The organism is Marinoscillum pacificum (assembly GCF_024714495.1).
GTDB classification, from domain to species: Bacteria; Bacteroidota; Bacteroidia; order Cytophagales; family Cyclobacteriaceae; genus Marinoscillum; species Marinoscillum pacificum.
On sequence record NZ_JAMZMJ010000015.1, the window covers coordinates 15,561 to 30,239 of the forward strand.

The window sequence follows — 14,679 nt, forward strand, 5'->3', positions numbered from 1 at the left end:
TTAATCATTCACCTTTAAAACCCACACTTCAGATAGTCCTGGTTTAGACTTAACTCTGTTCTTTTCTGCATTCGCTTCAGATAAACTGCTAGATTGATAAATTACTACGTAATAATATCCTCTTGCAGATAGATAGCCTACATTGTTACTCTTTCTGTATCCTTTTTGGAACAATTCATCACTTAAATCTTCAGCATTCTGGAAGTTTTCGAATACACCTGCTACTACATAGTTGCCAGCAGGAAGTTCAAGCATGTGAGTTCCACGTTTAACTTCAAGATGTGTATTGGACTGAGCTAGCTCTTCGTTGGTTCTGAAATCATCAGTAAGTGTAGGGTCGCCTTTCTCTACTTCTGTCACTTCAGGTTCCTCCTGAACAATCACCGGATCTTGTTTGACCTCAGGCTTGGTTTCTTCTGGTTTTGTCTCAGGCTCCGGTTGAATTACTACCGTTTCTTCTGGTTCTTCCTTAATTGGTTCCTGAACTTCCTCATTAACTATAGGTGCTGTTTCTTTTGGCGTTGATTTAATGGAAATAACAGCATTTTCCATCGACATAGCTGTAGAAGGATTATGATCCAGGGCATCAGCTTCTTCTTCAGTTAATATCTCATCCCAAATGATCAACGTTTCTTTTTGATTGCCATCAATAGTTCGGGTCCATTTGATCCCAGCTTCTTTACTGCCATCAGGTTTTGTTCTTATTAGCGGCTCTTCGTTAGGATTAGCAATCTCATAGGTTTCTTCGCCTGCTCCTGGTGGAGGAGGAGGTAACCAGGAGAAGACTACTTCTTTTTCACCGTCTTCATTGATCCTGTCAAACTTGATTCCACGTTCCACTTCACCAAATTGATTGATTCGTTCTACGGGATCGTTTTCTTGTTCATAGTTCCAATGAGTATCCGGTTTTTCCTCAGTCTTAGCACCAGCAATTAAGCCAAGAGCATCCTCATCTTCTTTGGATTCTTGAGCAACTTTTCTGCTTTGTTGAAGCGCTTGTAATTGTTTCTGACGTTCTAGTTCAGCTTGTTTTGCTCGTTCCTCTGCTGATAATCTATGACTCTTAATGAAAGAAGATACATGCTCGGCGTGTTCTTTTCTTGTGCCAATGTGGTAACCAATATGAATTTCATGTGTTGGACCTAAAAGGGATGCTGTATTTGGGCTGCCGTATTCGTATGCATATCCAATACCTATTTTTTCATAAAGTTTAGCTCCAATAAGGCCAATGAATCCTGCGTCTTGACGATAGGTAGCACCAACCCAAACAATGTGCAGTAAATGTAGAATAACTGCCCCTTCGTATTGGTTGGGCAAAAACTTATTGTATCTATATAATATGTGTGGCTCAATAGCAATGTTGTCATTGAGGTGGCCACGGTAGTTCATTTTGAATAGAATATTGTCTTGTGGTTTTGGTGTTACCTGAAACCCTTCTTCATTAGTAATTACATCATAGCTGAAAAGCTTGGGCAGAGATACACCAATATTAAAGTGGCCAAAATGATAAGCAACTCCCACATCACCAATCATGAAGGCTGTATTGGGATTTAGATTATTAAATGCAGGATCATTTGGCTCAGCATAATCATAGTCGATTGTATTGGTGCCTGCGCCTAACGACATACCAAATCGGAAGAAATGTTCACGGTCAATGCTTACCAGATAACCTGCAGATACTTTTCCTGAACTTAAATTGTAAGGGCCAGCTTGTCTGGAATAAGCCATGGCTCCAACTGCTAAACCACCTTTAAGAGGGACGTGGAAGTTAGCATTGTAGATACTAGGGGCACCAGGCACTCCGGCAAATTGTTGCTTATAAGTTACGAATGCTACCGCATGACCTTCTACTCCAGCATACGCCGGATTGTAGACATACGGGTTCATGAAGAATTGATTGTATACAACAGGAAGTTGTTGTGCACTAGAAACGGTAAGGTTAAGCGCAAAACATAAAAAGGCCCAAATATATTTTTTCATACACTGTTTGTCTAAATGAATTGTGCTGACTTCTCGAATTCTTTCACGAAGAATGGGTCAATTCTTTAAACTAGAGCTAAAATATTAAATAAATATTGAATTTATCTTAATAGAGGTCTAAAACTGTCCCTTAATCTACATTGTTGGATAAATTGGATGATTTATGGTTTTTTTGGTACTCTACTTTTGAATCTGCAGTTGCACTGATTATTATTACATAAATTTTAAATTCACAGAATGAAATTTCTTTTGAAGTCTTTGTTTGTTATCACATTCGGCATCTTGTCATTGAGTGCAAGTGCTCAGTTCTGGTTTGGGCCGAAAGGGGGCATCAATAGAAACGATTTTATTTATCAATCAGAGTCTTATTTAGATACATTCACAGTTAATCCAACGTACAGCTTTGAAATTGGAGGAACAATGATTTATCAAGCCAATGATATGTTCTCCGTCCAGACAGAATTGTATTACGAAAGAGAGAAAAGAAATGTGTCTGGTAAGCAGGAGGTAGGTGTTGGGTCTACTAGTCAGACAAAAAATTCGTTTTTATCAGCTCCGGCTTTGTTTAGAGTGAGTTTAGATTATGGTGCTACACATTACTATGTAAGTGGTGGTCCAAAGGTTCAAATGTGGCTTGGTGGCAAAGGAGAGATTGTAGATGGAGACGGGGAATTTGTTGAACCGGAGAAAGTATGGGATCGTCTTGTTTTTAAACAATCTAAAAGTAACACTGCCGGTGGAGTATATGCTGTCCCTGAAGGAAATAGGATTCAATACGCTTTAGTAGCTGGGGGTGGAGTCTATTTCGATCTCTATTTTGGAGGTAGATTATTGATAGATTGTAAATACACATTCGGGCATTCGAATATGGGATTTAATGATAATCAAGATTTTAAATTCATTGATTATACTGAGAATTTCAGATATCGCTCCAATACCCTTTCAATTACCATGGCTTACCTTTTTGAGTATGATATGAAAGGTGCTAAAAAAGGCATGAGTACTATCAAAGCTAGTAATAAGAAAAAGAAGAAATAAGTTCTAATTTGAATGTTCAAGGTTGCTTGGTCTTCTTTTTACAATCATCCATTACCTGAAGGCCATAGATTTCCAATGATCAAGTATGATTTGATCAAGGAGCAACTAATACTCGAAGGAACATTAAATGAGCTCGATTTTTTCGAACCAATTCCTGTTTCAGATGAGCTAATCTGTAGAACACACGATAAGACTTATCTGAAAAACCTTAAAAATCTCACTTTATCTAACAAGGAAATTCGAAAAACAGGTTTCCCCTTAAGTCTGGACCTTGTAAAAAGGGAAATTCTTATTGCCGGTGGCACTGTAATGTGCTGTGATTTTGCTCTGGATGGCGGCGTTTCTATGAACGTGGCAGGAGGAACACATCATGCTTATCATGACTATGGGGAAGGTTTTTGTTTGTTGAATGATCAGGCAATTGCAGCTAATTACCTGCTGAATGCAGGCAAGGCGAAGAAAATTTTAATCGTTGATTTGGATGTTCATCAAGGGAACGGAACGGCCATCTTATTTGCTGATAATCCCAATGTAATTACTCTAAGTTTTCATGGAGCTAAGAATTATCCTTTTAAAAAGGAAGTCTCAGATTATGATGTTGCATTTGATGATGACGTAGGTGATGAGATATACCTTGAATTGTTAGAAGTAACATTGATGAATATTTATCATAAGGAATCTCCAGACTTCATTTTTTATCAAAGTGGTGTAGATGCTTTGATGGAGGATAAACTTGGTAGACTGAGTATGACTGTGCAAGGGTTGAAGGCCAGAGATGAAATGGTTCTTGGTTTTTGTTATAGATACGGTTTACCTGTTGTTGTGTGTATGGGAGGTGGTTATTCTAATAGTCTTTATCAAATTGTGGAAGCCCATTCGAATACCTTTCGGGTTGCTGCGGAGCTATATTGCTGATCTAAAAATTTTACAATTGTACCACATACGGTTGAAGATCGATTCGTCTAAGAAAATCGCGGTTTTGTCTATTATTTACTCTTATTGGTCTTACATTGAAAGAATTTATCTAATTTTGACTCCTAGCCCTAGACAAGACATACTTGAAAAAATTAAATTTCAAGGTTGAATACGATTGATATAATCGGTATTTTACAAATAGTTTTAAATTTTGCGCAACTGTGATCAAGTCTTTTCTAGCCTTTCTAGGTGGTGAACCTGGTGAGGAAAAACCCATGCTGTTATTGCTAGGTATGGGCTTCTTTATGGGGATTTTCCTGGCTACTTACCAAATCGGGTCCGAAACGCTATTTTTGGATGTTCTTGGTGAGGAATATCTTGACGTAGCCTTTTTCACAGCTGGAGGTCTTGGCATTATATCTACACTACTATTCGTTTATCTTCAGAGACGGATTAGTTATTCAACTCTCATTGTATCTAATTTGTTTTTAATTTTTGCATTCATGGCTCTAATGCGCGGAGCATTTGAATGGACAAATTATCAGGCATCTGAAGAAAAGTCCTTCGAAATTCTTCCTTTTATCATGTTTGTAATGATGGGGCCGATCACAGCCATCATTATATTAGGATTTTGGGGAGTTTTTGGTAGAATCTTTGATTTAAGAGCATCTAAGCGAATTATTGGAGGTATTGATACAGGAGCACTAACATCTACTATCATAGCGTTCTTTTCTATTCCGTTTATCACCAACTTGCCAATATTCAATGCTACTTATGATCTCTTATTTGTTTCAGCAATAGCATCCTTCGGTGTATTGTTTTTTACAATTTGGATTATCAAAGCTTTTAATATTGATAAGGTTACCAAGGTTGATGAAACAGAAGTTAAGCCACAAGAGATTAGTTTCTTTGACTTGATTAAAGACCCATATTTGCGATTAATGTCGCTCTTCCTAATCTTCTCGATGGGGGCGAGCAAGTTCGTGGATTACTCGTTTTATTCGGCCACAGAAATCATGTATCCTGATGAGAAGGAATTAGCAGATTTCCTTTCATTCTTTAGTGCAACAGTGATGTTGATGTCTTTCTTTATTCAAAGTTTCATCAACGATATTATAATTGGTCGTTTTGGATTGAAGGTAGCCTTAATGACAATGCCTCTAATCTTAATACTATTTACCATAGGGGGTATAGCTGCAGGACATTATTATGGATATGAGGTGAAGTCTCAAGAGTTCATCTTTTTCTTCATGTTTACGGTTTGTGCAAAAGCATTTACTGCTTCCCTAAAAGATGCTTTGGAGAGTCCAGCTTTTAAGTTGTTTTTCCTTCCCATAGATATTAAAATCAGGTTTGATATTCAAACTCGTATTGAAGGGGTAGTCAATGAAATGGCGACATTGGTTGCAGGTGCAACACAAATAGCGTTAGGCCTATTGGTGTTCTTTAAATTGATCCATTATTCATACTTCGTACTGGGCTTAGCGGGAATGGTCGTTTTCTTATCAGGAAAGTTATTTGCTCAATATAAAATCACTCTAAAAAAGAAACTTGAGGAGCAGAAATCGCTGCTTTCTGAGGAAGAAACCAAGAATGAGAATACCACCTCTGCTGTATTGAATAGAGAATCAGAACGAAGAGATCCAGAGAAAATCATTAATGCCCTCAGAATCTTCGAAAAGCTAGAACCTATTCAATTTGAATTTAGGTTGTTAGATCTTTTAAATTCCAGATATGCACCAGTTAGAAAGTACGCCTATGAAAAATTGGAAAGTAAACTGGTATTTGAGGCACTGGAAATTATTAAGAAGGATTTCAAAACTGAAGGTGATGAAGATGTCTTGGTTGCAGCAAATAGTTGTATAGCAACTTTGGAAAAAGCTGCTCAGTTTGATGTGAATGATGTTTCTATCCGTCAACTAGTTCGTTCCACAGAGGCCAGAGATCGTATATACGGTGCTAGAATGCTTGTGGTAGCTCGCGAGGATAAATATTTAGCGTATGTGTTAGAGTTGCTTCGTGATATCAATTCAGAAGTGCGCATTGCTGCTATGATCACAGCAGGTAAAATTCGAAGACCTGAGCTTTGGCCAATTCTAGTAGAAAACCTTCACCTCCCATCTTATGCTAATGCAGCAATGTCAGCTCTTGAGCATGTAGGTGAAGCAGCTTTTCATGCAATTGATACTTCATTCTACAAAACAGGACAACATCACTCAAGCATGTTGCGGATAGCTCAGCTTTTGGGTAGGATAGGAGGTAAAAGCGGAAATGACTTGCTATGGAAAAAAGTTGAGTTTCCGAATAAGAGAATTGTTTCAGAAATCTTACTTGGTTTAAGCTTTAATGGCTTTGAAGCCAGGGACTTTCAAGCTGCTAGAATAAAGATTGCAATTGAGTCTGAAGTGTCTGATATCGCATGGAATATCAAGGCTCTATTGGATATTCCAGAAGAAAACGAAGTTGACCTGATGATTAGAGAATCATTCTCCGAAGAAGATCAGAAAAACTATAATAATATTTTCATGCTGCTCAGCATGATTTACGATCCTCAGAATGTTGCTCTAGTGCGTGAAAATATACTAATGGGTTCAACAGATAGTATCACATTTGCAGTTGAGATGCTTGATATTTTTGTGGAGGAAGAGTTAAAGCCGAAGTTAATTCCAGTATTAGACGAGCTGAAGGTTGACGAAAGACTGGCTAGATTATTAAACTATTTCCCACCAGAAGATTTCGAATCCTATTATGATTTATTACTTCAAATTATAAATAGAGATTATAACCGAATTGATAGATATACCAAGGCCTTGGCTATGTATCGAATTGCATCCATTGATGAAGCTGAAATATCCGATGATTTAATAGCCAATTTGTTTAATCCAGATGTCTTGTTGAAACAAACGGCTGCATTTACAATGTATCGTTTGAATCAAGAAGCCTATCATTATCATACCAAGAGGTTACAACCCTATCAGAAAAAGGAACTGGATAAAGCCATTTTGCCGCCAGTATTTAGAGAAGAGGGTGAAGACTACCATCAAAAATTACTTTTGATTGAGCGGGTTCTATTGTTGAAGGAGGTTCCCGAATTTAAGAAGGTTCCTGGTGAGTTGATAACTTACATCGCTGAGGTATTGGATGAAATTATAGTACAGGAAGGTACCACATTGGTAGATAGTGATGATACTGGTTCCATTCCTTGTTATATAGTATTGGAAGGAGTTGTAGATATATATCAGAACGATCAGAAAGTAGAAGAGCGATCTCGCGCTGGACTGGTAGGTCATGAAAACTTGTTAGGTGATAATCATTTTGATTATGTTGGATTAACAAGAGGTGCTTGCACATTGCTCGTTCTAAGAAAAGAAGAACTGATGGATTTGATGTCAAGGCATGTTGAAATTATGGAAGCCTACCTTGATATATTGAATAGAGAAGTTGGTGAGGAAGAGGAAGAGTCTGTTTCTGATGTTTTATTAAGTTTTTAAAGCTTTAGAGCTTGAAGATATTGCCTAATCTAAAATTGAAATGAAGTTTAACAAGGAGATACATTTATATTTCTCAGAGCTGGACAATGAACCATTAGAAGGTGTTATGAAGGGTTGGGTAACCAATTTTCATAAATTTCTGAGTACGTTGTTATCTCAAATTTCACGTGATACCGTTTCAGTGAAATTGATTTCAGAAGAGAATATAGATTCTACTTCAATAGATGATACCGCAGTAGTAATTGCTATTTGTACCCCTGCGTTTACTGCAAGTCCTGAACTTACAGCTACATTAAATACATATGCAAAAAAGCTGAAAGGGAATAACTTGCTTTTAAGTGAAGGAATCGCTAGGATTTTTAAAGTTCATAAATCACCATTCAGTGAAGATGAGGCACTTCCTGAGTTAGAAGATGTAATTTCCTATGATTATTTCATGATTGACCCTTTGAGTGGTGATGCTCAGGAGTTTAGAAGGTTTTTTGGTAATGACGCTGAGCGATCCTACTGGATGAAATTGGTAGATATGGCGTATGATATCAATCAAGTTCTTCAAGACAGTTCTACAGGGACTAAAACTGTTCAGGAGGAAGATATTCCAAGAGAAAAAACTGTTTATTTGGCAAGTACGGGGGTTGATATGGTGATTCAACGTGACATCATCAAAAGAGAACTTCTTAGACACGGTTATAAAGTATTGCCTCAGCATACGCTGCCAAAAGAAATTGGTCAATTGGAGACTCAGGTAGCTGAAGATTTACATAAATGCCGGTTGTCCATTCATTTAATTGGTGAGGATTACGGATATAAACCTAAAGGCTCTGAAATTTCGGTTGTAGATATTCAGAACAGAATTGCTTCAAACCATACTTATGATATGGTTGATTATAATAAAACAGCTGATGAGGAGAAAGCTTTCAGTAGATTGATTTGGGTATCTCCAGATTTGAAGAATGTAACTGAAAGACAGAAAATTTTCATTGAAGATCTTAAGAGTGACGCGGCGGCCCTGGAAGAAGCTGAGGTTTTGCAGATACCACTTCAGGAATTGAAAAGCATCATTCGTGAGGAACTGGTGACCGGCGGACGTTTTAAACGAGAGCATCGTGAAATCGCTGGTTATGACAAAGAGCACAATTCTGGGGCTAAAATGATTTATTTAATCCAGGATAAAAGTGATATCAGAGATGCTAAACAGCTTAGAGAGTTTCTAGAAAATGCTGGATACAAAGTCGTTTTCCCAAGTTACAGTGGGGATTTGGTTGATATTAGATATATCCATCAGGAAAACCTAAGACGTTGCGATGCATCAATCATTTATTTTGGAAATGCAAAAGAAGCGTGGATCAAAACCAAACTTCAAGATTTATTGAAAGCACCGGGGTTTGGCCGAGATAAGAAACTACTTGCAAAAGCGGTATACTTCGATGGGCCTAAACCTGTAGACCTGGATCATTTCGAAAGAAATAATGCCATGATTCTTGGCAACAATGGAGGTTTTAAACCTGAACACCTCAAACCATTTCTAACCAAACTAGAAAAGTAATGAGTGAAGAAAATCAAAATATAACCGAGCATCAGGATATCGTTGATATCTCTGAGTTGATTAATCCATTTCCAGGGTTACGTCCATTTGGAGTAGAGGAGAGTCACTTATTTTTTGGTCGTGAAGGTCAAAGTGATGAAGTATTAATCAAATTGGCTGAAAATAGGTTTGCAGCGATTCTAGGAGCATCTGGTTCTGGTAAATCTTCATTCATGTACTGCGGTTTAGTACCGAGTTTACTTGGCGGTTTCATGACCGATGCTGGCTCCAACTGGAGAGTTGTTGTCGCAAGGCCTGGAGGTGGACCAATTGATAATCTAGCTGAAGCATTATTAATTAAGGACAGAACGTTTTCTGATTTGTCTGATGAGGACAAGTTGATCAGAAAAACGATCATTGGTACCGTATTAAGAAGTAGCTCCCTTGGTTTGGTCGAGGTAGTAAAGCAACTTAAAACGGAAAAAGGTCAAAACGTTCTGGTAGTTATTGACCAGTTTGAAGAGCTTTTCCGTTTCAGAAAACTGGAAGCTGCAACTTCTGATATGGACGAATCATCAGCATTCGTCAACTTGTTGTTGGAGGCAATTCATCAATACGATGAGCCGATCTATGTGGCATTGACCATGCGATCTGATTTTATTGGAGAATGCGCGAAATTCCCGGATCTAACACAAATGATTAATGATTCTCACTATTTGATTCCACAGATGACAAGGGATCAAAAGAGAATGGCTGTAGAAGGTCCGGTTGCCGTTGGTGGAGGTAAAATTGCTCCACGTTTGACACAGCAGCTATTAAATGACGTAGGAGATAATCCAGATCAACTACCAATTCTACAGCATGCTTTGATGCGTACCTGGTCTAACTGGGTTGATACAAGAAAGATTGGAGAGTTGATGGACTTAAGGCATTACAATGCCATTGGTACTCTCCGTGAAGCTTTATCTCAACACGCAAATGAAGCTTATGACTCACTGAACAAGCGTGAGAAGGAAATATGTGAAGTGATGTTCAAGTCACTTACAGAAAGAGGTAATGAAAACCAAGGTATCCGTCGTCCTACGAAGTTGTCCACAATAGCAAATATTGCTGGAGTAACTGAAGATGAAGTAATACGGGTAGTAGATAAGTTCAGAGAGCCCGGGAGGTCATTGTTGATGCCTCCATATGGTGTCCAAATCAATTCTGATACGGTAATAGATATTTCTCATGAAAGTTTGATGAGAATTTGGGACCGTCTGAAAAGGTGGCTCGATGAAGAATCAAAAGCTTCGGAAATGTATATGAAGCTTTCTGAAGCAGCTGAGCGTTTTCAGGAGGGTAAGGCATCGCTTTGGAAAATGCCGGATTTACAGTTGGCGATTAACTGGAGAGAAGAGAACAGACCAACGTTGGTTTGGGGGCAGCGATATAACCCTGCTTTTGAGCGAACCATGGTATTCTTGGAGACCTCCGAGAAGGCTCACATTACGGAACAAAAGAACAAAGAATTCCTTCAGAAACGTCAGGTACGCAGAATGCGGGTTACCGCGGTGGTACTAGGCTTGGCAACTTTGGTTTGTATATTCTTTGTGGTGTTAGCACAAATTAAGAGTAGCGATGCACAGAAAAATGCTGAGAGAGCACAAGAAGAGACAGAAAGAGCAAATAGGTTGTCCGATGAAGCCATTAAGGAAGCAGCAAGAGCAACTAGGGAAGAAGAAAAGGCCAATGATGCATTGAAAGTAGCTCAGGAAGCTAATAAAACGGCCGAAGAACAAAGGAAAAAGGCGGAGGCAAGTGCGGCTTATGCAACCATTCAAGCTCAAAAAGCGAAGGAAGCGCAACAAGTAGCGGAATCAGAAAAAGAAGCAGCGAATTTGGCGAGAGATTCAGCTGAAGTGGCCCGACAAGATGCAATCCGTGCAAAGGAGCGAGCAGATAATTTAAGAATGCAGTCCATTGCACAATCCATGGCGATCAAAGCTAATGGAATATCCGACAGAGAGTTAAGAGCTGTCGTTGCGAAACAAGCATATGATTACTTCCAGGAATATGGCGACCCAAATAAACCATACAACGGTGATATTTATGCGGGTATTTTCAATGGTTTAAGTGGTGTGTTGGATTATTACACTGTTGATGAAGATGGTGAACGAATTTATCGCTCAAATGGGGATTCTGTCCTTCATCAATACCATGGTCATTTACCTTATACCAATCAGTTTGGTCAGGAGAAAACAGTTGCGGTGAGATCCGTTGCGTTTTCACAAGACGGAGATAGAATGTATTCGGCAGGAAGTGACGGTAGGTTGTTGATGTGGGATATGAGCAATGAGAAACGCACGTATAAGGAAATTTATAATCAGAGTCAGGTGAACCGTGTAGTAAATATCAGTCCAAACGAGCGTTATCTGGCTTTGGGTACTAGCGATAATCACATCATCGTCGTTGATTTAAAAAATCTAGAAAGTGTACCGAAGAAAATAGAAGGGCACCTTGGTGGGACCATTTTTGATCTAGTCTTTTTAGACGATAATGAAACGTTTATTTCCACAGGAGCGGATAACAGAATATTACTTCATAGCATGAGTCAAACAGCTCCTAAGTTAATAACCCAGGCAAGGGCAATGTCTCTTGCGCTTTCTCCAGACAATAAAACGTTGGCTGCGGGTACTGATGAAGGTGAGGTGCTAATTTTTGACTTAGAAAGTGAAGACTTTAATGTTAGAACCATATATAGAAGGTCCAATGATGAAGTGAATCCTGTTCATGGCTTAGACTTTAGTCACTCAGGTAATTTCCTTGCCTTTGGCGATGAAAATGGAGATGTATATATCTGGGATTTAGTGAATAAGAAAAAATGGGGACCAACATTATCCGGGTTTACTTCTGCCATTACTGATGTAGTATTCAGTCCAGATGATAATTTGCTTGTTGCCACTAGTAGAGATAAAACTGCAAGGATGTGGAATGTCACATCAACCAATATTTATGATCTTCCAACCATTTTTGATGAACATGATGATTGGGTATGGAGTGCAGATTTTGATCCTGATGGTTCCAGGTTTGTGACTGGCTCCAAAGATGGTATCATTAGAGTTTTTGATGTCTTACCGCATAAATACGCGGATAGAATCTGTGGACTTGTTAGACATAATATGTCGAATACACAGTGGCGACAATATGTAGGAGATCCTAATGAGATAGAGTACGAATATACTTGCGAGGGACTCGAAAAGTCACCTGAAGATCAATAATCACCATTTTATGAAGAATTTATTAGCTATACTTTTGATGGTATTGAGTTGGAGTGCATATAGTCAAAATTGTACTCAGAAGCTAAATCAAGCAGAAGATGATTATGAAGCTGGAAGGTTGCTGGGAATTCCTGATCAAATCTCTACTTGTATTTTAAACAAAAGCTTTTCTACAGAGGAAGAAATTAGAGCAAGAAAGTTATTAACCCTGGTCTATATTTTTACTGACCAGGAAGCTCAAGCTGAGCAAGCGATGATCAATTTATTAAAAGAGGATCCAGAGCATAGATTAGATCCGCAAGTTGATCCAGCTGAATTGTTTTTCTTATATGACCAATTTAGAACGGAACCAATTTTTAGGATTTCGTTTAAGGGTGGCTTAAATACAAGTTACGTTTCTCAAATTGAAGAGTATGCTACCAACAATACGTTGGTTCATGATAATTTTTACAATGGCTCTACTACAGATGGGAACGATTCTTATCAAATTCCAGGAGATACCACAAGTACTGATTATGATGCTTTAAGCGGGCGTAATTATAATATTTGGGCAGAGATTCTCTTCCAAAGGAAAGTATATGAAGATGTTGACGTGAGTGCAGGGTTCCAATATAGAATGTCCTCATATAATAGTGATTCGTATGTGAATCAACTTAACCTTAATAATCGAGTTACCAATTCTCAAGTCTATTTGAGAATGCCAATACAGGGGAGTTATACCTTATGGTCCACAAATAGAGATAGAATATTACTTCCATATGGGTTTTTGGGAGGTTCTCTAGATTATTTGGTGCAAGCCACTGCTTCAGGAGCCAGAGCAGGAGGAACCGCTTATAATACGAGTACTGAAATTAACCTTATTGAGACAAATCAAGTAAATAGATTCAATTATTCTCTAACGGCTGGTTTAGGAGTTAAAATTCGATTTAAAACGCATTTTTTCACAGTGGAAGGCAGGTATGACACAGGGAGAAGAAATTACATTAACGGTTCTGAGAGATATACTAATCAAGAGTATACGTTTGATATTGGATACGTTGAACCCGCTTTATCTATGAACTTTATCTCTGTATCTCTTGGATATACCATGTCAATCTATCATCCAAAGAAATTTTAATATTCTATGAAGAATCAATACCTTATTATAATATTTATTCTCTTAGGATTTGTTGGTTGTGTTCCAAATGATTCCGATGGACCAAGACCATCAGACGTTTTTGTTAAGTTTTATGGATTAGGCTCTAATGAAGCAATTGATATAGTCCGTACAAGTACTGGTGAAATAATTGTGCTTGCTCAAAACACAGTAAATGGTGTTTCTGATTTCTATTTATTAAAAACAGATGAAGGAGGTAATGAAATTGCTTCTAGGATTATTGATTTGGCAGATGGTTCTGATGATCACCCAAAGCGTTTAAAGCCTATTGGTGAAGATGAGTTTATAATCGTAGGTTATATTCAATCAGAAGATGAGGAAACGGGTATTGATCATTTTACAGGTGTATGGGCCAAAATTAACAGTGATCTCGAAATTATCAGCAATGGTTCTCCAGGTGGAAATGGCTTCAATTTCATGGATAGCCTTATAGCCGTAGATATTGTTAAAACATCTGATGCAGCTGAAACATTCGTTTTACTTGGTCATTCTTCAGTAGCAACTAGACGTTACGCAGGGGATCAAACACCTGCAGGTGAATTCCAAATTTATATGGGCAAAGTAGATGATCAGGATAGTGTCTATTGGCAGAAAAGTCATGGATATTCAGGAAATGAGAGCGCATTGAGCATATTTGAATTAGAAAATAGGGGTTTTCTTGTCGTGGGTTCTACGAGAGCTGTTTTAGACGAATATACAGGTACTAATCTTTACATTTTTGAAACCAATGAATTTGGTACTGCTGATGAGGGTGCTCTCGTTACAGGTATTCCTGGAGCTGATCCCACGGGTGATGATATCCCTTACACTGTGAAAAAATCTTCACTGGGTTATTCTATTGTCGGCTCCACAGAAGATGCAGCAACAGGGGCTTCACGAGGTTTCCATTTGGCTGTTTCTCCTAGTGGACAGTTAATTGATAACAGTGTAAGTGTTTTATATAACGATTTTGGTTTTGAATGTGTAGCTACAACCTTCTCTCGTACGCTAAACAATGAGTTGATGGTCTTGGGTTATATGGAAAATTTTCTCATTAATCAAGGCGAAGGTGGAGGATCCACCACAAAGAATGAAGAGATATTAGTCATGCGTGTTTCCCCAATATTAGGTCGTTTAGAAGGTTTTGATCAGAATTACGGGACCACTGTAGGTAGTGATCAGGCTGTTGGTGCTATTACTTTGCCTGATGGAGATGTGTTGGTTGCCGCTACGATTGACTTTGGAAGTGGTACTACAATGGTCGGCCTTCTTCGTCTAAATGCTAACGGAGAGCTAAGAGATTAAGAGATTAATAGAAATAATGATGAGGGAAAA

The 14,679-nt window shown here is 38.3% G+C and carries 8 protein-coding genes; 7 read left to right on the top strand and 1 reads right to left on the bottom strand.

Annotated features, from left to right (window positions below; genetic code table 11):
* Positions 1-1,980, bottom strand: coding sequence for a PorP/SprF family type IX secretion system membrane protein (locus NXS00_RS22985; protein WP_258101633.1), 1,980 nt, complete (start codon positions 1,978-1,980; stop codon positions 1-3).
* Between the two features lie 237 nt (positions 1,981-2,217).
* On the opposite strand from NXS00_RS22985, the gene NXS00_RS22990 reads away from it, so the two are divergent.
* From NXS00_RS22990 to NXS00_RS23020, 7 genes are all read left to right on the top strand, one after another.
* Positions 2,218-3,018: an outer membrane beta-barrel protein gene (locus NXS00_RS22990; RefSeq protein ID WP_258101634.1), complete on the top strand. Its 801-nt coding sequence runs from the start codon at positions 2,218-2,220 to the stop codon at positions 3,016-3,018.
* A 12-nt stretch (positions 3,019-3,030) separates the two neighbouring features.
* Complete coding sequence (locus tag NXS00_RS22995) at positions 3,031-3,933, top strand: histone deacetylase family protein (protein WP_258101635.1); 903 nt, start codon at positions 3,031-3,033, stop codon at positions 3,931-3,933.
* Between the two features lie 221 nt (positions 3,934-4,154).
* On the top strand, positions 4,155-7,424 hold the full coding sequence (locus NXS00_RS23000) for a cyclic nucleotide-binding domain-containing protein (RefSeq protein WP_258101636.1): 3,270 nt from the start codon (positions 4,155-4,157) through the stop codon (positions 7,422-7,424).
* Between the two features lie 40 nt (positions 7,425-7,464).
* Positions 7,465-8,970: a DUF4062 domain-containing protein gene (locus tag NXS00_RS23005; RefSeq protein ID WP_258101637.1), complete on the top strand. Its 1,506-nt coding sequence runs from the start codon at positions 7,465-7,467 to the stop codon at positions 8,968-8,970.
* Positions 8,970-12,209, top strand: coding sequence for a WD40 repeat domain-containing protein (locus tag NXS00_RS23010; protein WP_258101638.1), 3,240 nt, complete (start codon positions 8,970-8,972; stop codon positions 12,207-12,209). Before NXS00_RS23005 ends, NXS00_RS23010 begins: the two co-directional genes overlap by 1 nt.
* Before the next feature lie 10 nt (positions 12,210-12,219).
* Positions 12,220-13,326, top strand: coding sequence for an outer membrane beta-barrel protein (locus tag NXS00_RS23015; protein ID WP_258101639.1), 1,107 nt, complete (start codon positions 12,220-12,222; stop codon positions 13,324-13,326).
* A gap of 6 nt (positions 13,327-13,332) precedes the next feature.
* Positions 13,333-14,649, top strand: coding sequence for a hypothetical protein (locus NXS00_RS23020; protein ID WP_258101640.1), 1,317 nt, complete (start codon positions 13,333-13,335; stop codon positions 14,647-14,649).
* Positions 14,650-14,679: the final 30 nt, after the last annotated feature.

What these genes read in the sequence shown, in the direction of transcription:
- NXS00_RS22985 (WP_258101633.1), bottom strand. Translation starts at nt 1,980, where the DNA reads ATGAAAAAATATATTTGGGCCTTTTTATGTTTTGCGCTTAACCTTACC.
- NXS00_RS22990 (WP_258101634.1), top strand. Translation starts at nt 2,218, where the DNA reads ATGAAATTTCTTTTGAAGTCTTTGTTTGTTATCACATTCGGCATCTTG.
- NXS00_RS22995 (WP_258101635.1), top strand. Translation starts at nt 3,031, where the DNA reads ATGTTCAAGGTTGCTTGGTCTTCTTTTTACAATCATCCATTACCTGAA.
- NXS00_RS23005 (WP_258101637.1), top strand. Translation starts at nt 7,465, where the DNA reads ATGAAGTTTAACAAGGAGATACATTTATATTTCTCAGAGCTGGACAAT.
- NXS00_RS23010 (WP_258101638.1), top strand. Translation starts at nt 8,970, where the DNA reads ATGAGTGAAGAAAATCAAAATATAACCGAGCATCAGGATATCGTTGAT.
- NXS00_RS23015 (WP_258101639.1), top strand. Translation starts at nt 12,220, where the DNA reads ATGAAGAATTTATTAGCTATACTTTTGATGGTATTGAGTTGGAGTGCA.
- NXS00_RS23020 (WP_258101640.1), top strand. Translation starts at nt 13,333, where the DNA reads ATGAAGAATCAATACCTTATTATAATATTTATTCTCTTAGGATTTGTT.